This is a genomic window from Pseudomonas sp. XP2 (assembly GCF_053557975.1).
Genome location: NZ_JBNRIK010000002.1, coordinates 82,131 through 108,417, shown reverse-complemented (window position 1 = coordinate 108,417; position 26,287 = coordinate 82,131). Strand labels below are relative to the sequence as shown.

The window sequence follows — 26,287 nt, the reverse complement described above, 5'->3', positions numbered from 1 at the left end:
CAGCCGGATGATGGCATGCGCTTGCGCGCTGATTTTTTGAGGAATCATTTCCATGACTCCCCCACGTTACCGATTAGGGATGGCATGTCTGGCCGCTCTGATCAGCCTGTTGTCGACGTTACCGGCTCAGGCTACACCGTTGTCTCTGGAGGAAGCGCTTCAACTTGCCGAACGCAATGCCCCCATCCTCCAGGCCAGGCAAGAGCAAATGACGGCCGCTCGACACGCTGTGATCCCAGCAGGCGAGCTGCCTGATCCACGTCTCAACCTAGGAGTGCAGAACCTTCCTGTTGACGGCAGTGATCGTTGGAGCATGAACCGCGATTTCATGACGATGCAGGTTGTCGGCCTCTCCCAGGAAGTACCAAACCGGGACAAGCGGGAGGCACGAGTTGAGACGGCACGAGCGAGCGTTGAGCGAGCCGATGCAGAGGCGGTGTTCGAGCGCTTAAAAGTGCGTGCTGCCACAGCCCAAGCTTGGGTCGCGGCGTACACCGTTCAACGGAAACTGCAGCAGTTTGAGGACTTCTACAAAGAAAACCGTCTGTTGGCCGCAGCAATCCGCGCACGCCTGGCCGGCGGTACCGGCGCGACGGCCGACGCACTTGCTCCTGACCAGGAAGCTGCGCAACTCGATGAGCAAAAAGATGTTCTGCTCACACAGGCCGCTCAGGCACGGGCTGCACTCAAGCGATGGATTGGAGAGGATGCTGATCCGCAAGCTCAAGCATTTCCGCGCTGGCCAGTGAGCGCGCCGGACTATCTACACGCTATACATGCACATCCAGAATTGGCGACCTACAACGCCCTTACGCGGGAAGCACAAGCTCAAGTGCACCAAGCCTTGGCAGAAAAGAAGTCGGACTGGGGGTGGCAGGTGGATTACCAGCGGCGCGGGCCTGAATTCAGCAATATGGTGAGCCTGCAGGTAAGTTTCCAACTGCCCTTGTTCGCTGGCTCACGGCAGGACCCGATGATCGCGGCACGTCGCGCACAAGTCCGGCAACTGGAGGACGAACAGGAAGCGGCATTGCGTGAGCATAAAGCGCAGCTGGAGACAGATCTTGCGGATTACCAGCGATTGCAGCGAGCAGTGCAGCGCAGCCGTGAAACATTGTTACCGCTAGCGGAGGATCGAGTCCGCCTCGCCCTTGCTGACTATCGAGCCGGTAAATCACCCTTAAGTGAGGTTCTCACCGCTCGACGTCAGCGGGTTGAAACACGACTGCAAGACATCGATCTGCAAGGACAGTTGGCCGCGACAGCTGCACGGCTGCACTTCGCGTATGGAGAGGTGCGCGCATGAGAAATTCAACTATCAGCCTTGTGGTATTGGCCGCGTTGGCTATCGGCGGTGGCGTTGGCTATCAGCTAGCAAAGCGTGGGCAGGTGTCCACTGCCTCCCCTGAAACGCTACAGAAGGTGCTGTATTGGTATGACCCGATGTACCCCCAGCAGCACTTTCCAGCACCGGGCAAGTCGCCCTTCATGGACATGCCACTGGTGCCGAAGTACCAGGAAAGCACCGCTGCTGAGGTGAGCCCCGCAGTTCAAGTTTCACAGGGGCTCCAACAAAACCTGGGGGTCCGTCTGGCTACCGTAGCGAAAGGGCAGCTTGCTCGAACCCTCCAGGTGAGCGGCGTGCTTACCTTCGATGAGCGGGATTTTAGCGTTCTGCAGGCTCGTACCGGTGGCTACGTCGAACGCACCTATGGCCGCGCTACAGGCGACGTGGTTGCCAAGGGCGCCCCATTGGCAGATGTGTTGACGCCTGAATGGGCGGGCTTGCAGGAAGAGTACCTGGCGCTTCAGCGATCTGGGGACAATGAATTGCGCGCTGCAGCTCGGCAACGACTACTGCTGGCGGGTATGCCTGCCGATCTTATCAACCGGATTGACCGTACGGGAAGGGTCCAGAATTCGGTAACGCTCTTGGCCCCAACAGCAGGCGTCCTTCAGGCTCTGGAATTGCGGCCAGGCATGACAATGACACCGGGTGCAACGTTGGCGAAGATCAATGGTATCGCGAACGTCTGGCTTGAGGCCGCAGTACCTGAAGCGCAAGCCCAAGGCCTACAGGAAGGACAGGCAGTGCAGGCGAATCTGGCAGCGTTCCCAGGCGAACCTGTTCCCGGCAAGCTGACCGCATTGCTGGCTGATGCGGATCTGCAAAGCCGCACCTTGCGGCTTCGTATAGAACTGCCCAACCCCGGCGGCCGGTTGCGCCCAGGCATGACCGCGCAGGTTTCCCTCCATCCGTCCGGGCAACAGGATGACAGCCTACTGGTGCCAGCCGAGGCGATCATTCGGACGGGGAAACGCGATCTCGTAATGGTGTCAGAAGACGGAGGTCGATTCCGGCCGGTGGAAGTAGTGCTCGGCCAGGAAAGTGCTGGCCAGGTGGTCGTGCTGCGAGGCCTTCAGGCGGGCCAGCGCGTTGTGGCGTCCGGGCAGTTTCTGCTGGACTCCGAAGCGAGCTTGAAAGGTATCGAGGCCGTTACTGCTGGCGATGCTCCACTTGCGCAACCTGTACAGCCGGCTCTACATCAGGCCAATGGGCGCATCGTTCAAATAGAAGGTAATCAGCTGACCATCGCTCATGGACCGTTCGTGACGCTGGGCATGCCTGGTATGACGATGACTTTCCCTGTGGCAGATCCCCGCTTGATTGCCGGACTCAAGGTTGGCGAACGCATCCGGTTTGGAGTGCGCGAGCGCGATGAAGGCATGGTCATCGAGCAAATAACCCAGCAGGAGAACCAGCCATGATCGCGAACCTGATTCGTTGGTCGGTTGGCAACCGCGTCCTGGTCCTGCTGGCAACACTGTTTGCCGTAGCTTGGGGCGTTTTCTCTCTGCGCAGTTTGCCGATCGACGCGTTGCCTGACCTGTCAGATGTGCAGGTGATTATCCGCACCTCCTACCCAGGGCAGGCACCGCAGATCGTGGAAAATCAGGTGACATATCCCCTGACCACCACAATGCTTTCCGTACCCGGAGCCAAGACAGTGCGGGGCTTTTCAGCATTTGGAGACAGCTTCGTATATGTGTTGTTTGAGGACGGCACAGATCTCTATTGGGCGCGGTCCAGGGTGCTCGAATACCTAAGCCAGGTTCAGTCTCGATTACCGGCGTCCGCTAAGCCAGTGCTCGGACCCGATGCCACTGGTGTAGGCTGGATCTACCAGTATGCGCTGGTGGACCGCAGTGGTACCCATGACCTGGCACAGCTGCGCAGCCTTCAGGACTGGTTCCTGCGCTTCGAGTTGAAAACTCTTCCGGACGTTGCCGAAGTGGCGACGATAGGCGGGATGGTCAAGCAGTACCAGGTAGTGCTCGATCCGCTGCGCATGGCCAGCTTGGGAATCACTCAAGTTGAGGTTTCGGACGCCATCGCCAAGGCCAATCAGGAAACCGGTGGCGGCGTGCTCGAACAAGGCGAAGCTGAGTTCATGGTAAGGGCTTCCGGCTATCTGAAGTCACTCGATGATTTCCGAGCCATTCCCCTGCGCCTGGCTGCGAAGGGTATACCCGTAACACTGGGCGATGTAGCCACTGTACAGCTGGGCCCTGAGGCACGTCGCGGCATCGGCGAGCTTGATGGACAGGGCGAAGCGGTGGGCGGCGTAGTAATTCTGCGCAGTGGCAAGAATGCGAAAGATGCCATCGCTCACGTCAAATCCAAGCTTGAATCGCTGGAAAAAAGCCTGCCTGCCGGGGTCGAGCTGGTCACTACCTACGACCGTAGCCAGTTGATCGATCGTGCTGTGGAAAATCTGAGCCAGAAGCTGATTGAAGAGTTCATCGTGGTCGCACTGGTGTGCGCTGCATTTCTTTGGCATCTGCGCTCATCGTTGGTCGCCATCGTCTCGCTTCCGGTTGGTGTCCTCATTGCCCTGATCGTCATGCGCCACCAGGGCATCAACGCCAACATCATGTCGCTTGGGGGCATAGCCATTGCAATCGGTGCGATGGTGGACGCCGCTGTGGTGATGATTGAGAACGCGCACAAACGGGTTGAGGCTTGGCATACGTGGCACCCTGGAAAGTCGTTGCGTGGCGAAGATCATTGGAAAGTGATGACTGAGGCAGCAGTCGAGGTCGGGCCTGCGCTGTTCTTCAGCCTCATGATCATTACGCTGTCCTTCATACCGGTATTCACCTTGCAGGCTCAGGAGGGAAGGCTGTTTGCGCCCCTCGCATTCACCAAGACTTATGCAATGGCAGCAGCAGCGGGCCTTTCGGTTACCCTGGTACCCGTGCTGATGGGGTACTGGATTCGGGGTCGTTTACCGGCAGAAGAGCGCAACCCACTCAATCGAACCCTGATACGGCTCTATCGCCCAGCATTGGAGATCGTTCTACGCCGGCCAAAGCTCACGTTGGCGGGTGCACTGTTGATTTTGCTCAGCAGTGTCTGGCCCCTGAGCCAGCTCGGCGGCGAATTCTTGCCGCCACTGGATGAAGGCGATTTGCTGTACATGCCGACTGCCCTGCCAGGTCTTTCGGCGCAGAAAGCCTCTGAGCTTTTGCAACGTACGGACCGGCTGATCCGAACGGTACCGGAGGTCGCCAGTGTCTTCGGTAAAGCGGGCCGGGCTGAATCAGCGACCGACCCGGCCCCGCTGGAGATGTTCGAGACGACTGTCCGACTTAAACCGAAGGATCAGTGGCGAGCAGGGATGACCACTGAGAAGCTGATCGAAGAGCTGGACCGTACCGTGCAGGTACCTGGGCTAACCAATATCTGGATCCCACCGATTCGAAACCGTATCGACATGCTCGCAACCGGTATCAAAAGCCCGATCGGCGTAAAGGTTGCCGGCAGCAATTTGAATGAGATCGACCGGGTGACTCTGGCTATCGAGAAGGTGGCCAAAACGGTTCCAGGGGTGACTTCCGCCCTCGCCGAGCGATTAACCGGTGGACGCTACATCGATCTGGATATCGACCGCCAATTCGCAGCGCGTTACGGCCTGAACATTGCTGATGTCCAAGCGATTGTTGCCGGCGCCGTTGGGGGCGAAAACATCGGCGAAACCGTAGAAGGCCTGGCGCGATATCCCATCAGTGTTCGGTACCCACGGGAGTGGCGTGACTCTGTTGATGCCCTGCGGCAGCTACCGATTTACACCAGCCAAGGGGGGCGAATCACACTGGGAACCGTGGCACGGGTGCGTATTGCGGACGGTCCACCCATGCTCAAGAGTGAAAACGCGCGCCCCTCGGGCTGGGTGTATATCGACGTGCGGAGACGGGACCTGTCCTCCGTCGTTGCCGACCTGCGCCGGCTAGTCGATCAGCAGGTGAAGCTCGATCCTGGCATAAGCTTGAGCTATTCCGGGCAGTTCGAATACCTGGAGCGCGCCAATGCGCGCTTAGCATGGGTAGTACCGGCGACGCTGGCCATTATTTTCGTCCTTCTCTACCTCACGTTTGGCCGCCTCGGTGAAGCGCTGCTGATCATGGCTACCTTGCCATTTGCGCTAACCGGCGGCGTATGGCTGCTGTACATGATGGGCTACAACCTGTCGGTGGCCACGGGTGTCGGTTTTATCGCCTTGGCTGGGGTCGCAGCAGAGTTTGGAGTCATCATGCTGATCTACCTCAACAATGCCTGGACTGAACGAAACGGCAACGGTACGCAGGGGCAACCTGCGCTTCTGGATGCTATCCGCGAAGGGGCCGTGCAGCGCATCCGCCCCAAAGCCATGACCGTAGCAGTGATCGTCGCAGGCTTGATGCCAATCCTCTGGAGTAGCGGTACCGGCAGCGAAGTCATGAGCCGGATCGCTGTACCCATGGTCGGCGGCATGCTCACCGCGCCTTTGCTCTCACTATTTGTAATCCCTGCGGCTTACTGGCTCGTCAGGCGCCGCGGACTCGCTGTACACGATAACCCCCAAACAGGAGTAACCCGATGAAGAAGCTACTGATCAGCGCTGGCCTGGTGTTCGCCGTTGCGGCGGCGGTGCAGGCCCAAGACATGTATGGCACGGATATGAAGAATATGCCCATGGAAGGCAACGAGACCCAAGGCAGCCAGGCGGCTCCGACTGCATCGGCTGAGGGAACCATCAAAGCTTTGGAACCAGGTAAAGTTACCTTGGCGCATGGACCAGTATCAGCCCTGAAATGGCCGGCAATGACCATGGGCTTCAGCGCTACCGAGCAGCAACTCAAGGGACTCAAGGTAGGCGACAAGGTCAGCTTCGATTTCCGAATGAATGGGGGCACAGCGACGATCGTAGGCATTCGCAAGCAGTGACGGATTGACTTCTAACCCTGCCTATTAGAGCTGATAGGCAGGGTCATTTAGCCAAACTTTGGAAAAAGTGCTGCCGCAATTCCTGACCGCGCCGCCTTCAGCTCTGTGCCTCGGGACGCTAGTTGGTCTTTGCGCTCTGTAGCCGGGATGCATTCAGATCAGAGTAGTAGCTGACGTTTGAGCAGAGATCTTCGTGCATCACGATCTATATGGGTCGAAAGCGGACAGGGCATCGCAAAGTCATCCAACTGCCTGAGTTATCCGAACGCCAACAAGGATTCCACCGAGCTTGTCGACAAGAAAACCCGCGACAACTCAGAGTGTTATCCGAGCAAACAGACTTTGGATACCCTATTCCCGCTAGAAACACTGCCGCTGAAACCCTCCTGGCATGTAGCTCCTTCGTCCTACGCTTCAGCCTCTATGACCCCCACCCAACCTTTCGCGCAGGTGCGGAACGAACCTAGGCGTAACGCGGGTATAAGCTTCGTAGGCAGCGCCAAACTGCTTGTGCATTTCCCGCTCTTCGGAAACCGCCAAACGCCCGTACATCACCAGCAACACCGGGAACATTGCCAGCGTCAGCAGCGTCGGCCACTGAAGGAGAAAGCCCAGAAGAATCAGCACAAATGCCACGTACTGCGGATGTCTGATCCAGCCATAGGGCCCGACCGTTGCAAGTGAACGGCGGCGTTGCGCGTGATATAGCACGTTCCAGGCGGCAGAAAGCAAATAGAAGCCGAAACCCAGGAATAGGTAACTGGCAATGTGCAAAACACTGAAGTGTGGGTTGCCCTGGTCACCGAGCAACGTCGACCACAGATGGCCGGATTCGTGGGAAAGCAGATCGAGGTTGGGGAACCTGGCCTGCAACCAGCCTGACAACAGATAGATCGTCAGGGGGAAGCCATACATTTCCACAAACAGGGCAACGATGAAGGCCGAGAATGCACCGAAGCTCCTCCAGTCTCTCGCCGTTGCCGGCTTGAAGAAACTGAAGGCAAACATGATGAAGATCGCGGAGTTGATGAAAACCAGCGACCAGAGGCCATACGCGCTTTCACCATGATTCATGATGGATCTCCCGGCTTATGGATATCAGCCTTATCGGAGGGGGCCGGTTTGCTCTGGCCCTGGTGATGGTGTCCCCCATGTCCTCGATGCATGAAGACATGCATCAGCGGACAGGCGAGCAACAACAGATAAGGCAGGGCTCCAACGACATGGGCAAGGTGCTCGGTGAGCAGGAAGTAGACGGCGATCCCACCGATTACCACCAGGCCGATTGCATAGCGTGAACGCCAGAAACTGTGTGGTGAGCCGTTTTCATCGAAGTGAGGGTTCATAGCGACTCCTGGGAAAGGAGATGGGTTACTTCGATGCAGCAGATGGCATGCGGTCCATCATCATCTGCATCATCGACTCCATCATGTCCATGCGCTTTTCCATCATCTGGTGGCGGGCGGCCATATCCCCGCCCATGCCGCCATGCATGCCCCCCATTTCAGGCATGCCACCCTCCATGGACTTCATCATGGCCATGCCATTTTTCATCAGCGCCATATGCTCGGCCATCAACGCCTGACGGGCTTCCGGCGTTTTGGCTGCAGCCATCTTTTCGTGCATGGCTTGCATGGCCTTCATTTGCTGGTCCATCGCCGCCATTTGCCCTTTGTCCATTGGCTGAGAAGGCGTCTTCTCGGTAGCCGCCGCGCTTGGCGCATCGGCCGGGTGATGTGTCGAGTGTTCATCGGTGTTTTGCGCCATGGCGCCCACGGACGCTGCGGCCAAACAAAGTCCGATCAGTAAATTTCGAACGTTGTTCATCATCATCTCCTTAGCACTGTTTTAAAGCCGGATGCCTTGGTCTGGGCGCTAGGCCTCACCTGGCACGACAAGCAAATTACTGCGCCGGCGTGAATGCTCATTTTTCGCGTCGTGCTCGGGTTGTACACCGACGGGCTATTATTGGGCACTCGGCGGCTCGAAGCTGATCCCGTTTGGCCCGGCGCCAACCTTATGGGTAGCAACGACCTTTCGGCTGCTCGTATCGATGACAGATACGGTGCCCGCTTCAATATTGCTGACAAACACATAAGCGCCGTCGCTGCTGATGGCCACACCATGGGCACCCTTGCCGGTGGTCACGGTGCCCAGGCTGCTACGCGTCTGGAGATCTACGATGGAGACTCGGTCGTCCGGATTCTGGCCACTGCCCTGATTCGCGACATAGACCTGGCGACCGTCAACGGTGGCCATCATCTGGATTGGCGTGCGGCCGACATCAACCTTGCTGATCACCTTGCGTCTGGCCGTGTCGATGATGCCAAGCTGATTTGTCGCACTGAGCGAGACGAATGCCAGGCGACCGTCAGGGGCAAAGCCGACCTGGACAGGGCCTTTGCCCACGGGAATCTGCGCGGTTTCTTTGAGTGTGACGACATCGATAAGCGATACGCTGTCGCTCTTCATGTTCGCGATATAGAGTGTCCGGCCATCAGGGCTCAAGCGCAGCCCATGGGGATAACGCCCAGTTGGAATACCGGGCAACTCGATTCGCTGCTCAAGGTCAAATACTCGCACCTGGTTGGCAGCGGAATCGGTCACAAAAGCTCGCAGCCCGGTGACGTCGGTGACCACATGAGCCGGGTGATCGCCTGCCGGGAAGCTGAACGGTGGCCTGTCCAGCGCGCTGGTACTGAACACCAGCAACTGCCCACCGGGCTTTTCACCGCTCGAATGCCCCGCATGTCCAGCCACTCCAACAACCAGAAGCAAGCTGCCGTCGGGCGAAACCTGTAGGTTGTGGGGTGCGATCGGCAAGGCGACCGTGCTCACATCACCTGTCGCAAGATTTACCTGGCTAATGGAAGCGGACCGTTCATTGGCCGTGTAGACGTTACCCGTAGGGTTTGCCATGACCAGCCCCAGAGGGATGAGCAGGGATATCCCCAAGGCCATAGAACTAAACCGCTTGGCAGTCATCATTGTGAATGAGCTCCAACGAGGGGCCGGGGTATGTGAGCCAGGCTGGCCTATACATTTACTCAAGATAAACACCAATCGCGAAGCATTTTCTTGATCAGCGTCAACGTCCACAGCTTGACTCGGCACTGGGTGATCGAAGGCCGTCCATTTCTTGGGGAGTATTGCTGGCTATCCCGACCCGGAGTCAGTCGACATCAGGCTGTATATGAAGAAACCGCGCCATGAAACATGGCACGGCGGCTTGCCATCTGAGCGGTAACGAGACTTAGCGACTGACTTTGGTTGGGTAACCAAGCGCCTGGACCAGTGCACCGACGCGTTCCGCCTCGATGTTGCTTTGGACACTCACTGTACCGGCAGCACGATCAACGATCACCTTCGCGTCGCCATCGGCAGCCTGGATGGCCTTGGTGATCTTGTTGACACAACTGCCACATCCCATACCGGAAACTTCCAAAACGAACATAGCGGGCCTCTCATGCTGGTACGGCTTTTCTCGCCGCATTTACAGCTTCAACCTTGACACGATGACAAGGTCAAGGCCCGGTCAAAGGATTTATCTTCGCCCTGAAATCTTGTCCAACTCCTCTGGCGGCGGCCCCTGCTGCATCACAATTGTCCCTTACGATCTTGGCAGAAGATGGCGGACGTCGCAGTTGCCCGATGTCCTCCATCAGGACCAGATTGGCGCCGAACTCGCGGACATACCCGCTAAGGCCAAAGCCCTAGACAGTCAGTCATATGGATCAGGCGTTGAAACGCTGATGGCGGAACTTCCTCTCATAGGTTGCGGTGTGCCCATTTCAGTCTGTGACTACGCGCTTCAGCCGCAGTGCGTTGAATACCACGGAAGCCGAACTTACGCTCATGGCCAATGCCGCAATCATCGGTGACAATAGATGGCCGGTAAGCGGGTAGAACAAACCTGCCGCCAGCGGTATGCCCATAGCGTTGTAGAAGAATGCGAAGCCCAAGTTTTGACGCATGTTCTTCACCGTGGCCACGGATAGTGTTCTGGCCCGCAGGATGCCCATCAGGTCGCCCTTGACCAGCGTCAACTGGGAGCTGTTCATGGCAACATCGGTGCCAGTTCCCATGGCGATCCCGACATCAGCCCGGGCCAGCGCAGGGGCATCGTTGATCCCATCTCCTGCCATGGCAACCCGGCGCTTATCGCCCTGCAGGAGCGCCACCAGTTGCTCCTTGTCCTCGGGTTTCACTTCTCCGTGGACTTCCTCGATGCCGAGTTGTTTCGCGACCGCACGTGCCGTAGTCAGGCCGTCGCCGGTGGCCATGATGACCTTCACATCTTCTGCCTGTAGCCGGGTTACCGCCTCCTTGGAGGTGGGTTTGACCGGATCGGACACCGCTAGCAGGCCAGCGAGCACGCCATCGACGGCCAAGTACATGATACTCATGCCTTCCAGACGCAGCTGCTCGGCGCGGTCTCGCAACGGACTGGTGTCGAGGCCAGCCTCTTCCATCAAGGTCGTGTTGCCAAGCTGCAGCCGTTTGCCGTTCACCTGGCCACGTACACCGATCCCAGAGCCCGACTCAAACGCCTCTGGCTTGGACAAGCTGTGTCCATGCGCTCGCGCATGATCGACAATCGCATGTGCCAGCGGATGCTCGCTGCCTTGGTCCAGGCTGGCGGCAAGGCGCAAGACTTCGGGTGGCATGAACTGCCCGGTACCGACCACGCTATGAAACACTGGCCGGCCCTCGGTGAGGGTCCCGGTCTTGTCGACGATCAGCGTGTCGATCTTGCAGAGGTTCTCGATAGCACTGGCGTCTCGGAAGAGCACGCCACTGCTGGCAGCCTTCCCGGTAGCGACCATGATCGACATGGGAGTGGCTAGGCCGAGCGCGCAGGGGCAGGCAATGATCAGGACCGCGACCGCATTGATCAGGCCGAAGACCCAGCCAGGCTCCGGTCCGAAAAGCCCCCAGCCGAAGAGCGTGACCAGCGCGACCAGAATCACCCCCATGACGAAATAGCCGGCCACGGTGTCCGCCATCCGCTGCATCGGGGCTTTCGAGCGCTGAGCCCGCGCGACCATCTGCACGATTTGCGAGAGCACTGTCTCGGCGCCGACCTTCTGCGCCGCCATCACAAGGCTGCCGTGGGTATTCAGCGTGGCACCGATGAGTGCATCCCCAGCTTTCTTCATCACTGGCACGGGCTCGCCTGTCAGCATGGATTCATCGATAGCACTTTCGCCTTCCAGGACCACCCCGTCGACCGGCACCTTCTCGCCAGGGCGAACGCGCAGGTGGTCGCCCGTATGCACGTGGGTGAGCGGAATATCTTCCTCCTGACCATCGGCCCCGATGCGACGGGCCGTCTTGGGGGCAAGACCCAGGAGCGACTTGATGGCGGCGGAGGTTTGTGAGCGCGCCTTGAGCTCGAGCATTTGGCCGAGCAACGTTAATGAGATGATGACTGCAGCCGCTTCGAAGTAGACACCGATGCGGCCATCCTGCATGAAAGTCGTCGGGAAAACCTGCGGGAACACTGTGGCCGCAACGCTGTATAGGTACGCCGCAGCCGTTCCCAAACCTATCAGGGTCCACATATTCGGGCTGCGATTACGAATCGATGCGACCCCACGCACGAAAAACGGCCAGCCAGCCCATAGTGTCACGGGAGTGGCCAGAATCAACTCCACCCAATTCTGTGTGGCACCATGCAGCAATTGGAGTTGGTGGGCAGTCATGGCCAACACGGTCACGATGACCGTCAGGGGCAAGGTCCACCAGAAGCGGCGGGAGAAGTCCTTGAGTTCCGGGTTCTCGTCTTCCTCAAGCTCCGGTATTACCGGCTCTAGGGCCATGCCACAGATTGGGCAACTGCCCGGCCCACGCTGGCGGATTTGGGGATGCATCGGGCAAGTGTATTCGGCGTCCGCCGCGTTGCTTGGCTGCGGGGCAGCCGAGTGGAGATGGCCCGCGTGTTCTTGGTCCTGGGGAGGGCTAAGATAATGCACAGGCGCTGCGCGGAATTTCGTCAGGCACTTTTCACTGCAGAAGCGGTATGTCCTTCCCTCGTATAGCTCGAAGTAGCGACTATCCGGTGGCACCGTCATACCGCATACCAAATCGCGCTGACTACCATCCGGTTGCTCATACGGGTGCGAGTGGTCATGGTCATGGTCATGCTGGCACGATTCGGTGTGCATGAAGTAGTTCCCTTTGTTGTCCGGTTTGGACGAGTCTTCACCCTTCTGGTGAGAATACCCGCCATGGTTGTGCCCGAAGAGTTGCGTCAGCGGACAGAGCAACAAAATTAAATAACTGTAGTGCCTGTGACAGGTGGCCATAGTGCACGAGCCACATAAAACAGGCCAAATATGGCCAGCATGATCAGTGCAATACCGCCTTTAGTCCGCCAAAAAGGTATTGCCAGATCTGTACCACGGCGATGGGCTCCATCATGATCAACTCCCAAGCTGGGTGGGAAATATCGGCCGCTGCCGTATTGTCCAGCCTAGACAACATCTCCTTGAACAGCTGTGACGCCAATCAATGCTCCTGTAAGCGTGTCGATTATTGTTGTGGTGTAGCGTCATGGCATAGATCATTTCTGGAGGTTGCTGATCCTGCTGCTGCACCAGTGGTTGCCCTTCGACAATGCGCTGGCTGCCTTGTACCCCGGCGAGGGAGTGCCCAAGCCGCTGGAGGAGTACGACGCCGGCTCCCGGTGGGGAACGCCGTCCATGCTTTCCTGCCTGGACGGCCTATACTTGCTCGACCCCTTCTACCAGGCCTGTCAGGAAGGCCTGCCCAGTGGGCTGTAACGCCTGGAGGAGATCGCTTCTGACCAGTTCCGTCAAAGCGAGTACTTCCTCAGTTACTTCCACGCCAACGCATTGGAAGACGAGGAGCAGTTCGTTCTCCAGTTGCCGGCCAAGGTAGCCTTATGCGATCTAACAGCTCAAGCCCCAGACCTGATACATGCGGTGCGGTACAGCGCTGATCGGGTCACTCTTCGCTGTTCCCCTTCCAGCTTTGCCTTTGCCCACAGCAGACGTCGGAGATGAAACTGCTCGGCGGACTCACAAACCTGCTCCAGTGCTCTCGCACAAGGCTTTGATCTGGCCATCTTTGCTTGAATGGCTGACCCGTGGCAGGGCGTTGGCCGTGTTTTCTTCGTGCGTGTTGAGCCCAAGGCGAGCGCGATCCACCATCCACAGGCCGCTACTGCCGCGCGCCAATTCTATGCCGGCACTACTCGTCAAAAAATAGGTGAGTGCTTACCCGGCAGGCAATGGGCTACTATCGAGCCCTATATCTATCCGAAAGGGTTAGCTCCGTTGCCAGGGAATTGCATGCAGGCCATCGATATTGAAAACGCGATCGTTCTTCCTTGGGGGCTTGGCTCAAGATCGCCCCATGACCTGTTTTCTGTGTGCGCAGAAATCATTAACTGCCCTGGTGACATCGTTTTAGACGCTAGCAACCTCTCGTATATCGATCCGTTAGGGATGGCCACGCTGCGAGCGTTGTTTGAAAACCAGTTGGTCCAGAAGCGAGTTTCGATGCAGTTTTTGAGCAGAGACCTGACCTCCTACCTGGCCAGGATGGATTTTTTCAAGGACATTGATGTAGAGGGTGTAGATCTATCGGGGGTAGGACGTCGAAACGACCGAAGCACCTCGTTGGTGGAAATCACCAAAATCAGCGAACACCATCAAGCAGAGGCTGCAGCCTCTCGCCTCGCTAGAGCTATTACGGGAAGGTTGACTCAATCGGACCCGGATGCCCCAGTCGACGAGCACACGGGACGGAATGAGTTTGACTCCTACCGGGGCCCTCTGGAGTATTCGCTCAAGGAGCTATTGGAAAACTCGCTTACTCACGCCCGCAGAGAGGGACGTGGTGACGCCGCCGTTTGGCTGACCTGTCAGTTTTATCCAAAATTGAACCTTGTACGCATGGCCATCGTCGATAATGGGTGTGGGTTTCTCGCGACACTGAGGAATCACCCTGAGCTTCATGACCGCACGCATTTGCACGCGATCGAGGCGGCACTCAAACCGCGAGTGAGCTGCAACCGGGGTGCGATGGCCCAGATCCTGGGTAGCGAGAACCAAGGTATCGGGTTAACAACTACCGCAAAAATTGCAGACGCGGCGGGCGGTGGTTTGATCATCGTGAGCGGCAATGGCATACATGACACAAAGCGTCGGCAGTCTCAGGAGCTGCATGATGCGCTGTGGAATGGTGTATCGATCGCGTTTAGCTGTACCCGTGAGCTGCTGCCCACCATTTCGATCAGTGACTTGCTGCCGAAGGACGATGCAGGACAGGTTGACGACGATCTCGACCTAGATCTGAATTTCCGCTAGCTCTGGCTTTTTGATAGCTCGAGGGCTAGAGTCGATCATGCAAGGAGCGGTAAATGGGAGATTCAGCGTCAACTGAAACTCTCGGGCTGCAAAAAAGGATTATGCAATACAAGGGGTTACGACATGCAAACTCAAATTCGATTAAGTAGGGATAGTTCTATCCGAACGTACGGAATGCGAGCTTCAGCGATCCCCTACCGTACCGAAATCGAACGCTCGCTCAGCAGTGGTGAGAGCGTTGTCATAGATTTCGCTGGGAACGATGTCACTCAGTCCTTCGTCGACGAGTTGATCGGGGCGCTGATTCTGAAGGAGGGTCGCCAGGTGGTATCGCGCCTTGCCTTTGAAAACTGCACCAACGATGTCAAAGGAATCATTAAATTTGTGGTCCATGATCGAGTTCGACAGCTGCAAAAAATGCCCGCGTGACGGATCCGCATTGAATTTAAGGCCCTCAATATTGAGGGCCTTTTCATTGGTGCCAGGCAAAAGATAGCCGTCTTGAGTGGCCCCCATAGCTCGCCCTGAAAAGCGAATGTCAGGGGACACACCGCAGAAAAGCGTTCTGTAGCGGAGGAATACGTGGAAAACGGAGCTTAGGTTTCCTCATTGAGATGTGTAGAAATCCATCGCGACTCACCTATGCAAAGGCTGCGAAAAGCCTGAATCTACTGGGGTATCGTGGCGTGAGATATGTGCAAAAAAATGTGCACAGCATCTGCGGATTGGAGAGCTGGCTTGGCTCCTTAAGTAAAACCATCAAGCTGCAACGGACCTGCAACTCCTGCGGCTTGAAGCAAAGCGGGTAATACCACCCCTGAGCCCTACGAGGTGGTGTTCCGGTTTTTGACCAAACGAGAGCACGCCAGGCGCGCAAATGAGCTGCACGACCAGCTGAATGAAGTGCTCGGGGTGGCCAGAAATCTCAACGATGGGCTGTACTTCGGTGGAGCAGACGTCACGGTGCTACAAGACTTTACCATGCTCGATGCGGAAGACTTCGTGCGGTACAACCTTCACGACTGGCTCAGTGTTGGGGATACCGATGAAGATGAAGAAGGTGCCGATGATGCTGACTGAGCTGCTATCGGCCTCCCCTTTAGGATCTGGGTTTGACCTTAGCTGACCGGCTGCTCTACAAACCAATTGATTTTCTCCGGAGCCGGTGTCACTGTCGCTCCAAGAATAGCCCCCACGCCTCGGGCAGGTCCCAGACCTGTACTGCGCATCAGGGGGTTAGTTGTTTCTAGGGCCCGCCCAGGTCGATCAGGCATGCTTTGGGCTGGCCTCAAACCAGTGGGTGACCACCAAAAGGGTCAGTTAGGCCTACTGCTGCCTATCCTCGCTCGTTACCATCCAGAAACCCTCTATTGATACGGTTTCAGCAAAGATGGATGTCTATAAGCTCCGCATCGAAGACACAGAAAGCAAGATCATCGACAAGGAAGGTTTCGAGGCCGAGACCTTCCGCAGAGATCCGTGGTACCAGCCTGGAAGTGCGGGCAAGCTAGCTCAGTTTGCTGTATGCCCGGCATGCGACAACCCTGTCCAGCTGGTTGGGCTGTATGAGCTACCGCCTAACGTGAAGAACCCATTCGGGAAACATGCTACTAAGAGCATTCGCGGCATCGCTCCATTTGATAGTGAGGCCCGTAACGATTGCCCGTACTTCAAGCCTCGCCAGCATAAGAAAACAGAACGAAAAACCAGGTTTGACGGCGTCCCGCGGAAGATTCTCAAGCTATTGATCGAACAGTTCGATCGCGTGGTTTACATCCTGGAGAAAGAGACCCAACTGGTCCTTTCCGAGAACGCGTTGAGAGGCATGCTGCAGCGTTACAAGGGAGAGCGTGGCTACCTCTATACCGGCGCGACGCTTCGCAATGTGCCATGGATCTTTGCTTACATGTCGGACGCCACCCGCCTGTTTGGCCAGAAGGTCAGTGGAAATGCTGAGCTGGTGAAAGCTATTGCCGCTGAGGTGCCGGGGGCGGAAATCAGCAGCACTGGTCGGCTGGAATCGAAGAAGGTGCCTGGTTCGAAGGCGGCATATTTTGATCTCAAAATGAGTTTCATCCGCCATCGAATCGTCAAAGACAGTGAAGCGTCTGGCTTGGTTGAAAGCATGGAGTTTGTAGTGTCACAGCCTCGCGGAGGTGAGCTTGAGCACATTCACAAGGAAGTCATCAAATTCGATTCGGCTTGGTTCGAATCTCTTATCCGGATGCCGGTTGATCATCCTTATCGCAGAATGGATAGAGTGAAGATGGCCCGGGAGGAACTGGGCGATCTGCTGGAGCTGACTCAGGCCTGAGGAGGCCTGCTGTAAACCACTTTTTTTCACTGTAAACCACAGTGGTTTACAGTGAAAAAAGTGGTTTACAACGTAGCTATGACACGCGCCCTGGCCACTCCCCAGGCCAGCGCGCTCCTCATTGGTTCGTTCAGCCGGACGTCGAACACCTGTGCTGCTCGGGGCCTTGCCACGCCGCGGTGTCCTATAATTCATCTTCAGCTGAGTGGAGCAAAATGTTGTGAAGCGCACATTCATTGGAATGGTCGAGGCTGGTGAGCCACTGATGAGGCAAGCGCTTGAAGCTATCCGACAGGCCCACGAAGCGGAGGCTGCTGGATTGCCAGACCTTGAGGTACAGCGTCTTCACCTATTGGCAGATTCGCTCTATCAGGCGGTCATTGATTTTCAGCTCCTCAAAGCAGGTAAACCACCGTCGACTATCCAGTGAGGACCTGCCGCTACATGACGAAAAAGATACCAGCTCTTCTCCCCGACCACCCCATGTATACCGACGCAGTGGATGCGATGAAGCAATACCACGAGGCGCAGGCTTCTGGCTCATCTGCCGAAGAGGTTGAGCGCCTGCGTCAAATCGCAGAATCACAATTTCGGGCTGTCAGCGAGTATCAGCTCAACGCTCTGGGATATCAGTCTCGTCGTCCGCACTGAAGGGATAACCGATCCGGAGGTAGCTTCAGAATCCATCAAGCCAAGCGGAAGACTCACGACGCGGTCCGATTGATCAGCGAGACGGTGGGGAGGGTTTGCACACAGCCCCAAAAAAAAAGCAGCTCCCGAGAGCTGCTTTTTTCTTACTCCCCCTTTTTGTGCTTGTGGGGTTTCAGGTCCGGATGGTCCTTCTGCTTTTCAGGGGTGACTCGCTGCCTTTTGTCCGGAGTGCCATCTTCATTGGTGCGCTTTGGGCCTGGCTTGATGCTCATGCAAAACTTCCTTTTCCGCTTGGGTTGTTGAATGCAGCTATGTAATTAGTCCAGCTTCTCTCAGCTGTCAAAGCAGGCTGGTGCAGAACCGCCTGGCCGATGATCCGGTCCACATCGAACATTCAGAGGCCAGAATAAGAGCCTCCGACAAAGGGCTTACAAGGGGCAGTGAAATCCAGCGCTGAGCGATACGAAGACGTCTGGACGTTCATCATGCCGAGCACGGTGTGGAACAGGTTGTCGTGGCTCAGCGGTGACGTGGTTTGAGCTTTCAAACAACCCACGTTGACCTTTTCGCTCTTCGCGAGCGAGTCAGACATCCAAAGTACCAACGGCACCTTTGTTTGCTCGTCAGGAGCCATCGCGTAAGGCAGCCCGTGTAGATAGAGCCCACCCTCCCCCAGCGATTCGCCGTGGTCCGAAACGTACATCAGCGCAGTGTCGAACTTGGTGTTGGCCGCCAGGATATCGATGAGATTTGCAGTCACATAATCGGTGTAGAGGATTGAGTTGTCGTAGGCATTGACCACCTCCTCCTGCTTACATTTGTCGAGCTCGTTGGTCTCGCACACCGGTGCGAATTTCTTGAATTGCGAGGGGTAGCGCTTGTAGTAGGCCGGGCCGTGACTGCCTTTGTAGTGGAGCACCAGGACAGCATCGCCTTCCTGGCGCTTGATGAAGTCTTGCATCTCCGTGAGCAGCACCCCGTCCTTACACTCCTCGCTGGTGCACAGTTGGGAATCCGCGTGAGAGGCAGCCTTGTGGTTGGGAACCCTGTCGCAGACCCCTTTGCACCCCGAGTTGTTGTCAGTCCACATGACACTGATGCCAGCGCGTTGAAGCACGTCGAGCAGCCCTTCTCGGCTCTTGGCCAAGCCATCTTTGTACTGGGCCTTACCCACGTCCAGGAACATGCATGGCAGCGAGACCGCGGTAGCGGTACCGCAGGAGCTCACGTTCGTGAAGCTAATGACATTTCGCTTTTCTAGTTCCGGATTCGTTTCACGGGAGTAGCCGTTGAGGGAGAAGTTGGCGGAGCGAGCGGTCTCTCCTACTGCCAGTACCAGCAGCCTGGGTTTACGAGCCGCACCCTGTCGATTAACTACCGCATCAGTACCAATGGCCGTCAGCGTTTTAGGTGAGGCCAGCTGACGCTTCAGGTACCCATGGCCAGCCGCAAACAAGTTGGTAGGTACCAGAATCAGCCGGATCTCCCGATTGTTGCGCAGCAAGGAGGCATACGACTGGTACTGACTCAACGCGATGCCAGATAAGGTCAACAGAGCGAGCGACAGAGCAATGAACCTGCTGACCAAAGCTTTGGCCCAAGGCTTGCGCCGGAGGGGAACCCGGGCAATCAGGTAGACGGGCAACACCCCAACCATTGCGACCCAAAGACCGAGCTTCCAATTCAGCAGCTCGGTTGCCTCAGCGACGTCGGTCTCCACAACGTTGGTGAACATTGTGTAATCGATCACGATGCCGTAGGCATTCATGAAGTAACTCGCAAAAGACGCGCTGATCAGTACCAGGCACAGTATGGGTTTGGCCAGCCGCCCCCATGACAGCAAGCTCAGAACGGTAAACACCCATGCGAATACTATGACTGGGAGGCTAGCCGCTAGCTGCCAGTTCACTTCATCGGTTTTGAATACCAGCTTCCAGAGCACGTTCCAGAGCTCAGCGTTCGCGAATAGCAGTAACCAAAAAGTCACCAGGCCGATTAGCAAATTAGTACTGATGCCTTTCTGCCGCGCATTGCGAATAGCAAAGATCCATTTGCTTAACAGGGTGTGAACAATGGATTTGGAAGGTGTCATTATCAAACTCTGGAAGCTGCTTATCCATGGCGGTAGCTATGGAGTTAGCGGGAGCTACAAGGCAAACCGTCGACAGATGCTGAGCGATTGCGCAATGTGCGGAGCGTCAGAGGCCTTAGGCCCCTAGGCGTTGGGGACGCTTAGTATGTGTGAGGCATAGGGATAAAAAGAGAAATGAATCTCGCTGAGCGCATTATTTCCGGGACCTGATAACGACACGATGACCTCGGGATTACAATGCTGACAGAAATCCAATTACTGCTGTTTTGATTGTCATTGATCACGCTATGATCAAAATTAGGGGGATACTACCCACCAAAAGCAATGCTCCGCTCAGCTAGATAAATTTAATTTCACAAACAAAACGGTTTCGTTTTGTCGTAGGCTAATTTTGAACTTTCAATTCAACTTACAAGTCTTTCTCGCGAGCAGAATATTATTTTCAACTTTTGCTCGTTAATATGTCACCCATCAATGAGGGGCGAATACCATGAGCTTTTTCAAAAACATCCTGGGCGGGCACCATGGCCGTGGAAACCACGGTGGAGGCAAGCACCACAGCGGGGGACATGGGGCCGAGCAATATGATCGCCATGGCCGGCAGCAGGGCTGCGACGGCGGTAATCAGGTGTATGACGGCGGGCGCCCTCCCACTCCTGCCCCCATCAAAGATCTGCAGGGCTGCAGGCAGTGCCGGACGGCCAACGATCCGTCAGCACGCTTTTGTCTAAACTGCGGAACACCGCTATCGAGTGGTTGCACCGCCTGCGGCTCGCTGCTGAGTGCAGGAGCAAGATTTTGCAGTCACTGTGGCCAAGCGACGCTCTAAGGCTAGGTAGACAGGAAGGCCAACGAGACCACAACCCTGCGCAAGGAGAAATACGTGGGTTCAAATCATGACCATGGCAGCGCTGCAGTACGCGAGGGGCATCAGAAGAAGCTAATCATGGCGCTCGGCTTGACTGGCAGCTTCATGATTGCAGAAGTGATCGGTGCGTGGATTACCGGCAGCCTGGCGCTGCTGTCGGACGCATCTCACATGTTCACAGATACTGCCGCCTTGGCGATCTCACTGATTGCACTTCAGATAGCCAAGCGGCCGGCGGATCAGAAAAGAACCTTCGGCTATGCGCGCCTGGAAATTCTGGCTTCGACGTTCAACGCCGTGCTGCTCTTCCTGGTGGCGATGTACATCTTGTATGAGGCCTACCAGCGCTTCTTCATGCCGGCGGAGATCGCTACCGGAGCGATGATGTGGATCGCAATCGCCGGCCTGATCATCAACCTAATTTCGATGCGCCTTCTGGCATCTGCGAGCAACGAAAGCCTCAACGTCAAAGGAGCCTACCTCGAAGTTTGGAGCGACATGCTCGGCTCGCTTGGCGTAATCATCGCGGCACTTATCATCCGCTTCACCGGCTGGACCTGGGTCGACACGATTGTCGCTGTGGCGATCGGCCTTTGGGTTCTGCCGCGGACGTGGCAGTTGCTTCGCGAAAGCCTGGGGATCCTCATGGAGGGTGTCCCGAGGGGGCTCGACGTTACGGCAATCGAGGCCACCATCCTCGGAGTAGATGGCGTGACGGACGTTCATGACTTGCACGTGTGGGCTGTCAGCAGTGGCAGTAACGTGATGACGTCGCACGTAGTGGTTCGGGATTCTGCAGATGGGGATGCTGTGTTGGCGGCCGTCGTGGATGCTGTCAGCGATGCATTCGAAATCCATCACTGCACCATCCAGATCGAGCGGGCAGCTTTCCACGAGAGCGTTCCCTCACCCTCGCACTGACCGATCGGTAAACACCATGCAAACACATCACCCTCCTGGCTGAGGGTGATGTTGCAAAAAAAATGCGGTGAGGGATGCCGTAAACGGCAGGAGCGCTTCAAGGGGGTTGGTGAATGGCTTCGCCTGCCCTCGTCAACAACCTCCAGAAGGCTCAGCGATGGCCTGGATCATCACGAAGTACCTACTCACTGCCGGTATAGTGATTCTCGTGTCAGAGCTGGCGAAACGCAGCGACAAGCTGGGCGGCTTGGTCGCCGCCCTACCCTTGGTCACGGTCGTGACGTTGGTCTGGCTCTATTTAGAGAACCAGAGCATGGAGAAGATCTCCAACCATGCTTGGTACACGTTCTGGTACGTGCTTCCGACCCTACCGATGTTTATTGCTTTTCCATTGCTGCTACCTAAGCTCGGCTTTTGGCCGACACTGATCAGCAGCATCCTCATCACAATGGCCAGCTTCGGAGGCTTCGCCATACTGCTGCGCCGGTTCGGCATTGAGCTTCTATGATCCGGTGGCCGCAGGGATCATCTTGATGAGTCTTAACGGCTATTAACACACTCGCCCTTCACCAGGTAGCGAACCATGTGCAGTTCGCCTTTCGAGTCTTCGTAGGTCATCATGCTTCTTACATTACCGCAGTACCGCACACTGGGTGATACATACACCAACTTACCAACGTCCAGGTCCATGCCATAGGCGTAGTCTTCTAGTTGAGGCATGGGCTTTTTTACGCGTTGAGCATAATCCGCTGTAGCCTCTCTAGCAGTACGCTCGATGCGTTTATTGATCTCCATACCGCTTTGGGCATTGGCTGTTAGTGATGTAAAGAGCAAAAACACGGCGATCGCTGATACAGTAGTGTTCATAAGAAGTCCCTTAATAAAAAAGCGCCCGTAGGGGGGCGCTAAAATTCACCTACCAAAGGAGCGTATGGTTTACAGGTGAATGCACTGGCGCGAACAACTGCTCGGTGCTCTTGCCAAGCTGCTTTGAAATGAGACAATTTCCAAAGCAGCGATGCCTCTTCCGCTGCCCTTAAACTAGCAAAGGAGGCTAACACCAAGATGATCGGGCAATTACAATTTGGACATGTAATAGATTGTAAGATAATTATTCGAGAGAATATCGAGCCGCCACGTGAACTAATTTGCAGAAAGGCGCTGCGGTTTGCGGCCGTGCATGGGGTCTGCCTGCGTGGCGCCCTCGATCCAAGGCCAGTACCAGTCCTTGCAAGCTAACGACCGAAATGCTGCCTGTCCTGGCCGATTCCACCTGCCAGGCGAATCTGTCATACACCGCCGCAGGCCCCAGAATCCGCTATGCTTAGGGGTGGAGCCTGCATGACTGTCAGAAATCTTGCGGCTACATTACAAATTTGTAGGATTTCGCCGCGGCCAGCTTCTTCGCGTTAAGATTCAAGCGTCCTCAGGTGACCCGGCGTATGGACAGAGGTAGCGACTACCACATGCCATACCCTCAGCCAAACTTTCGAACAGCCTGCAACCATAATCTTGGCGGATTAGGCCAACTCCTTCCTCACACCTTGAGATAAGTTATGCGCGTTCTAGTTGTGGAAGACGAAATTAAAACTGCCGAATATCTTCAGCAGGGCCTATCCGAAAGCGGGTATGTCGTAGATATCGTGCACAACGGTGTAGATGCTCTGCACTTGTTCAACACTAATGTCTATTCGTTGGTCCTCCTGGACGTGAACCTCCCGGGTATCGACGGCTGGGACCTGCTGGAAACCATCCGTAAGACCAGCCGGGTCCGCATCATCATGCTGACCGCCCGCGGACGCATCAATGACAAGCTCAAGGGCTTGGACGGCGGCGCGGATGACTACCTTGTGAAGCCATTCGAATTCCCTGAGCTGCTTGCTCGCATCCGTTCGCTGCAACGCCGTGGTGATGAGTTAGTCGAGAAGAGCTCGCTGAAAATTGCCGATCTGGAACTCGACTCCGTCCGCCATCGCGTCTTCCGCGGTGGCACACGCATCGATCTCACCACCAAGGAATTTGCGCTTCTGCACCTGCTCATGAGCCGAACGGGCGAAGCGCTGACTCGCTCTCAGATCATCTCGTTGGTCTGGGATATGAATTTCGATTGCGACACCAATGTCATCGATGTAGCCATCCGGCGCTTGCGCTCGAAGATCGATGACCCGTTTGAAACCAAGCTCATTCACACGCTTCGTGGCGTTGGGTACGTTTTTGAGGAACGCGCATGAGGCCATTCAGCCTGGCTGCAAAGCTGGGGTTAAAAGTTGGGTTGATGAGCGCAGCGTTGCTGCTTCTGTTCGCCACCTTTGGCTATCTGATGGTAGGCAAGGCTCTGGAAAGAAATGCCAGAGCAGACCTGGAAGTAAAGATGGCGGGGATGGCTCACAACCTGTCCACCATCCCGGACATCTCCGGCGTCAACGCGGATGCGCATCAGCTTGTCGATTTGGTCATGGGCCACAACAACCTGTATGTGAGCATATTCGATACCTCACAGAATCAGACTCCCCTGCTCTCGATTGGCTCGAAACAGGTCAATCTGGAGGTGCACAAGTTTCAGCCGGCGGCCCAGCCCAAAGAGCACGAATGGCGTGATACGCAGGACCGTCCTCTGCTGAGTGCTTCTCGAATCATGCGTTTGGGCGATGGAACAGAGGTCAGCGTCTATATGACCATGGACCAGTCATCCAGTGAGGCGCTGCTCGATGCGTTGCTGACCTGGGCCTTGATGATGTCCCCCGTCATCCTCGCACTGATCTTGGCCATTGGCTGGTGGACTGTGCGCAGAGGCCTGCTACCACTGACCAAGTTCCTCAAGATCGCCTCGAAAATCTCAACCGAGAGCCTCGACCATCGCCTTCCAACTGATGGGATGCCGGCAGAACTCAAAATGCTCGCCGACGGCATCAACATCATGCTGGCTCGCCTGGATGATGGGGTTCAGCAGCTCTCGCAGTTTTCTGACGACCTTGCTCACGAACTTCGAGCACCGCTTTCCAACCTGATGGGCAAGGCCCAGGTTGCCTTGACCAGAGAACGATCGCTTTCCGAGTACCGGGAGGTTCTGGAGTCGTGCACAGAAGAGCTGGACCGCATGAGCCGCATGGTTTCCGACATGCTGTTCTTGGCCCAGGTCAGTCATCCAGCATCAATGGTGGAGTTCGAATCCGTCTCCTTGGTCGACGAGGTTCAGCGAGTGTGCGAGCTCTTCAGCATTTCAGCAGAAGAAGGCGAGATTCAGCTGCAGATCTCCGGCAGTGATGACGTGGTGCGCGGGAATCGCCTGATGGTTCAACGTGCCGTCTCGAATCTGGTCTCGAACGCGATCCGTTACTGCCCTCGCGGCCGCACGGTCTACGTTAAGGTGCAGCATAGTGCGAGCGGTACGACGTTGAGTGTCGGCAACCCCGGCCGTGGTATTGCCAAGGAACACCACGCGCACTTGTTTGAGCGGTTCTACCGTGTGGACAAGAGCCGAGCACGGAGCGAAGGCGGTACCGGTCTTGGCTTGGCCATTGTGCAGTCGATCATGAGTCTGCACCAGGGATCGGCGAGCGTGGAGGTGACCGAAGAAAACTTCACCTGGTTCCACCTTCACTTTCCGGAAGCCCAGCAAATGCAGCCGGCAATGACCGCCGCTTAAATTGCGCAGACACGATTAGGCCCGTCAATCGACGGGCCTTTTGTTTGCCTCAATGCATCAGTGCCGAAGGACCACAGGGTCCATGGGCGACCGCAGAATCACCGACTTAATAATCTTCTGTTCGTCAGGATTGGCGTTTTTCCACAGGTGTGAGAAGTACTGAGCATTCACTTTCTCTTGAGCACTTACGCTGCCGGCGGCATCGATCAGGCGCATGGTCGAGTAGACACAGATCAGCGCCAGAATGAAGAACGCCGTGGCGACCACCATCACATAACGCTTGGCCAGCACCGGTGCCCGCTTGAGCTCCTGGATAGAGGCGTCCGCCGCCTTTGTCGCTGCTGTAAGCTCCGAGATCAGTGGCTGGATGGCGGTGTCGACTCCGCGGCATGCAGCTGAATACGCTGATGCAGCGGCGCGCAAGGCAACCTCCTCCGCGTTCGACCAAGCCTTCTCCGCCTTTCGCACCTCCTCCTGAATCTGCCGGCCGACAGCGTCCACCTGCTCCACCAGTTCGTTCGACCTCTCCAGAACAGCGCTGGAGGTGCGCGTCTGCGAGGTCAGCTCATCGAGCTGGACAGTGAGTTTTTCAGTGCAGCGGCGAAAGTCACCGATAGCAACTGCCCAGGGCTCTATGTCATTCATGGCTATCTCCTAGGGCGGCCAACAACGCCGCGCTGAATTAACGCGCTAGATATCAAAATTGTAATTTAAGAGAAAATTCGAAGTCGCCCTCGACAGTGCCGAGATAGACATGATCCTTCCAGATTTGAAGATTTAACGCATCCTATCTGCAGCCAAAATTACGGAATTGTAATTATTGACTCACCTTGTCGTTAGCTTCGCGTTCCTAAACTACAAACCAACAAAGGCCGCTAATCAGGTTGGCCTAGTATGAACCGAGGTTCACAATGAAATTTGTCAAATCTATCGCTATTGGCAGCCTGCTGCTGGGTCTCATGGGTACCGCTTACGCTGAAGGCGGCTTCGAGCGAACGAAACAGTTCAACGAGAACTTCCGAACCGAACAGGCTCGCCTATGGAGCGATGACTCTTCGGACCAGAACAAACAACAAGTCGCTCAAGAGCAAAAGAAAGAAAGCAAGGATGGTAAGGAACAAGCCGACAATTAATCGGCGGTTAAATAGGACTTCAAATGACGAAAGAAATCGACAAAAAAGCCAGGGTAAA

27 protein-coding genes and 1 pseudogene are annotated in these 26,287 nt (G+C 56.2%); 17 read left to right on the top strand and 11 right to left on the bottom strand.

The window, feature by feature from the left end:
• Window positions 1–52 precede the first annotated feature (52 nt).
• Genes ACK1VC_RS03345 through ACK1VC_RS03330 form a run of 4 tightly spaced genes read left to right on the top strand, consistent with a single transcriptional unit; the run spans window position 53 to window position 6,268 of the window.
• Window positions 53–1,306, top strand: a complete 1,254-nt coding sequence (locus tag ACK1VC_RS03345; RefSeq protein WP_011953089.1) for a TolC family protein — start codon at window positions 53–55, stop codon at window positions 1,304–1,306.
• Window positions 1,303–2,769: an efflux RND transporter periplasmic adaptor subunit gene (locus ACK1VC_RS03340; RefSeq protein ID WP_011953090.1), complete on the top strand. Its 1,467-nt coding sequence runs from the start codon at window positions 1,303–1,305 to the stop codon at window positions 2,767–2,769. The genes ACK1VC_RS03345 and ACK1VC_RS03340 overlap by 4 nt, the downstream gene beginning before the upstream one ends.
• Window positions 2,766–5,924 (top strand): efflux RND transporter permease subunit, encoded by a 3,159-nt coding sequence (locus ACK1VC_RS03335; protein ID WP_011953091.1) that lies wholly within the window; start codon window positions 2,766–2,768, stop codon window positions 5,922–5,924. Before ACK1VC_RS03340 ends, ACK1VC_RS03335 begins: the two co-directional genes overlap by 4 nt.
• Entirely contained in the window at window positions 5,921–6,268 is a 348-nt protein-coding gene (locus ACK1VC_RS03330) for a copper-binding protein (protein ID WP_011953092.1), read from the top strand. The genes ACK1VC_RS03335 and ACK1VC_RS03330 overlap by 4 nt, the downstream gene beginning before the upstream one ends.
• A gap of 414 nt (window positions 6,269–6,682) precedes the next feature.
• Here ACK1VC_RS03330 and ACK1VC_RS03325 read toward each other — a convergent pair whose 3' ends face one another.
• The 7 genes from ACK1VC_RS03325 to ACK1VC_RS03295 all read right to left on the bottom strand — a co-directional run bounded on the left by ACK1VC_RS03325 (window position 6,683) and on the right by ACK1VC_RS03295 (window position 12,778).
• Complete coding sequence (locus ACK1VC_RS03325; RefSeq protein ID WP_011953093.1) at window positions 6,683–7,342, bottom strand: methyltransferase family protein; 660 nt, start codon at window positions 7,340–7,342, stop codon at window positions 6,683–6,685.
• Window positions 7,339–7,614 carry a DUF2933 domain-containing protein gene (locus ACK1VC_RS03320; protein WP_011953094.1) on the bottom strand — a complete coding sequence of 92 codons (276 nt, stop codon included), beginning with the start codon at window positions 7,612–7,614 and terminating at the stop codon, window positions 7,339–7,341. The genes ACK1VC_RS03325 and ACK1VC_RS03320 overlap by 4 nt, the downstream gene beginning before the upstream one ends.
• A gap of 25 nt (window positions 7,615–7,639) precedes the next feature.
• A complete protein-coding gene (locus tag ACK1VC_RS03315; protein WP_011953095.1) occupies window positions 7,640–8,095 on the bottom strand; it encodes a hypothetical protein in 456 nt (151 codons plus the stop codon).
• 138 nt (window positions 8,096–8,233) lie between these two features.
• The gene (locus tag ACK1VC_RS03310; RefSeq protein ID WP_011953096.1) at window positions 8,234–9,256 is read right to left on the bottom strand and encodes a YVTN family beta-propeller repeat protein; all 1,023 of its coding nucleotides are present in this window, start codon (window positions 9,254–9,256) and stop codon (window positions 8,234–8,236) included.
• 265 nt (window positions 9,257–9,521) lie between these two features.
• Complete coding sequence (locus ACK1VC_RS03305) at window positions 9,522–9,722, bottom strand: heavy-metal-associated domain-containing protein (RefSeq protein ID WP_004575963.1); 201 nt, start codon at window positions 9,720–9,722, stop codon at window positions 9,522–9,524.
• A 337-nt stretch (window positions 9,723–10,059) separates the two neighbouring features.
• Entirely contained in the window at window positions 10,060–12,576 is a 2,517-nt protein-coding gene (locus tag ACK1VC_RS03300; protein WP_449117848.1) for a heavy metal translocating P-type ATPase, read from the bottom strand.
• A 43-nt stretch (window positions 12,577–12,619) separates the two neighbouring features.
• Entirely contained in the window at window positions 12,620–12,778 is a 159-nt protein-coding gene (locus ACK1VC_RS03295) for a hypothetical protein (RefSeq protein ID WP_011953098.1), read from the bottom strand.
• Window positions 12,779–12,825: 47 nt separating this feature from the next.
• Here ACK1VC_RS03295 and ACK1VC_RS03290 point away from each other — a divergent pair.
• The 7 genes and pseudogenes from ACK1VC_RS03290 to ACK1VC_RS03260 all read left to right on the top strand — a co-directional run.
• Window positions 12,826–13,161, top strand: a pseudogene (locus ACK1VC_RS03290) (helix-turn-helix transcriptional regulator); the annotation flags it as partial.
• Between the two features lie 423 nt (window positions 13,162–13,584).
• Window positions 13,585–14,604, top strand: a complete 1,020-nt coding sequence (locus ACK1VC_RS03285) for an ATP-binding protein (RefSeq protein WP_015268415.1) — start codon at window positions 13,585–13,587, stop codon at window positions 14,602–14,604.
• 123 nt (window positions 14,605–14,727) lie between these two features.
• Window positions 14,728–15,033, top strand: a complete 306-nt coding sequence (locus ACK1VC_RS03280; RefSeq protein ID WP_080516231.1) for an STAS-like domain-containing protein — start codon at window positions 14,728–14,730, stop codon at window positions 15,031–15,033.
• Window positions 15,034–15,450: 417 nt separating this feature from the next.
• Complete coding sequence (locus ACK1VC_RS03275; protein ID WP_156867445.1) at window positions 15,451–15,684, top strand: hypothetical protein; 234 nt, start codon at window positions 15,451–15,453, stop codon at window positions 15,682–15,684.
• A 310-nt stretch (window positions 15,685–15,994) separates the two neighbouring features.
• Complete coding sequence (locus ACK1VC_RS03270) at window positions 15,995–16,918, top strand: hypothetical protein (protein ID WP_011953102.1); 924 nt, start codon at window positions 15,995–15,997, stop codon at window positions 16,916–16,918.
• 220 nt (window positions 16,919–17,138) lie between these two features.
• Window positions 17,139–17,348: a hypothetical protein gene (locus ACK1VC_RS03265; protein WP_015268418.1), complete on the top strand. Its 210-nt coding sequence runs from the start codon at window positions 17,139–17,141 to the stop codon at window positions 17,346–17,348.
• A 14-nt stretch (window positions 17,349–17,362) separates the two neighbouring features.
• Window positions 17,363–17,569, top strand: coding sequence for a hypothetical protein (locus ACK1VC_RS03260; RefSeq protein WP_011953104.1), 207 nt, complete (start codon window positions 17,363–17,365; stop codon window positions 17,567–17,569).
• A gap of 143 nt (window positions 17,570–17,712) precedes the next feature.
• Here ACK1VC_RS03260 and ACK1VC_RS03255 read toward each other — a convergent pair whose 3' ends face one another.
• Together ACK1VC_RS03255 and ACK1VC_RS03250 are read right to left on the bottom strand one after the other, a co-directional pair.
• On the bottom strand, window positions 17,713–17,841 hold the full coding sequence (locus ACK1VC_RS03255; protein ID WP_003253468.1) for a hypothetical protein: 129 nt from the start codon (window positions 17,839–17,841) through the stop codon (window positions 17,713–17,715).
• A 122-nt stretch (window positions 17,842–17,963) separates the two neighbouring features.
• Window positions 17,964–19,661, bottom strand: coding sequence for a phosphoethanolamine transferase (locus tag ACK1VC_RS03250; RefSeq protein ID WP_003298414.1), 1,698 nt, complete (start codon window positions 19,659–19,661; stop codon window positions 17,964–17,966).
• A gap of 490 nt (window positions 19,662–20,151) precedes the next feature.
• Here ACK1VC_RS03250 and ACK1VC_RS03245 point away from each other — a divergent pair, with 490 nt between their 5' ends.
• From ACK1VC_RS03245 to ACK1VC_RS03235, 3 genes are all read left to right on the top strand, one after another.
• Complete coding sequence (locus tag ACK1VC_RS03245; RefSeq protein ID WP_071890582.1) at window positions 20,152–20,490, top strand: zinc ribbon domain-containing protein; 339 nt, start codon at window positions 20,152–20,154, stop codon at window positions 20,488–20,490.
• Between the two features lie 54 nt (window positions 20,491–20,544).
• Window positions 20,545–21,450, top strand: coding sequence for a cation diffusion facilitator family transporter (locus ACK1VC_RS03240; protein WP_010951438.1), 906 nt, complete (start codon window positions 20,545–20,547; stop codon window positions 21,448–21,450).
• Between the two features lie 157 nt (window positions 21,451–21,607).
• Window positions 21,608–21,958, top strand: coding sequence for a DUF3147 family protein (locus ACK1VC_RS03235; protein WP_011953105.1), 351 nt, complete (start codon window positions 21,608–21,610; stop codon window positions 21,956–21,958).
• Between the two features lie 32 nt (window positions 21,959–21,990).
• Here ACK1VC_RS03235 and ACK1VC_RS03230 read toward each other — a convergent pair whose 3' ends face one another.
• The gene (locus ACK1VC_RS03230) at window positions 21,991–22,317 is read right to left on the bottom strand and encodes a DUF2790 domain-containing protein (protein WP_011953106.1); all 327 of its coding nucleotides are present in this window, start codon (window positions 22,315–22,317) and stop codon (window positions 21,991–21,993) included.
• 689 nt (window positions 22,318–23,006) lie between these two features.
• On the opposite strand from ACK1VC_RS03230, the gene ACK1VC_RS03225 reads away from it, so the two are divergent.
• Together ACK1VC_RS03225 and ACK1VC_RS03220 are read left to right on the top strand one after the other, a co-directional pair.
• Entirely contained in the window at window positions 23,007–23,681 is a 675-nt protein-coding gene (locus tag ACK1VC_RS03225; RefSeq protein ID WP_003253457.1) for a heavy metal response regulator transcription factor, read from the top strand.
• Entirely contained in the window at window positions 23,678–25,096 is a 1,419-nt protein-coding gene (locus ACK1VC_RS03220) for a heavy metal sensor histidine kinase (RefSeq protein WP_011953107.1), read from the top strand. The genes ACK1VC_RS03225 and ACK1VC_RS03220 overlap by 4 nt, the downstream gene beginning before the upstream one ends.
• Before the next feature lie 57 nt (window positions 25,097–25,153).
• Here the strand turns inward: ACK1VC_RS03220 and ACK1VC_RS03215 are convergent, their stop codons facing one another.
• Window positions 25,154–25,741, bottom strand: coding sequence for a hypothetical protein (locus ACK1VC_RS03215; RefSeq protein WP_010951442.1), 588 nt, complete (start codon window positions 25,739–25,741; stop codon window positions 25,154–25,156).
• Between the two features lie 266 nt (window positions 25,742–26,007).
• Here ACK1VC_RS03215 and ACK1VC_RS03210 point away from each other — a divergent pair, with 266 nt between their 5' ends.
• A complete protein-coding gene (locus tag ACK1VC_RS03210) occupies window positions 26,008–26,229 on the top strand; it encodes a hypothetical protein (RefSeq protein ID WP_010951443.1) in 222 nt (73 codons plus the stop codon).
• The last annotated feature ends 58 nt before the right edge of the window (window positions 26,230–26,287 follow it).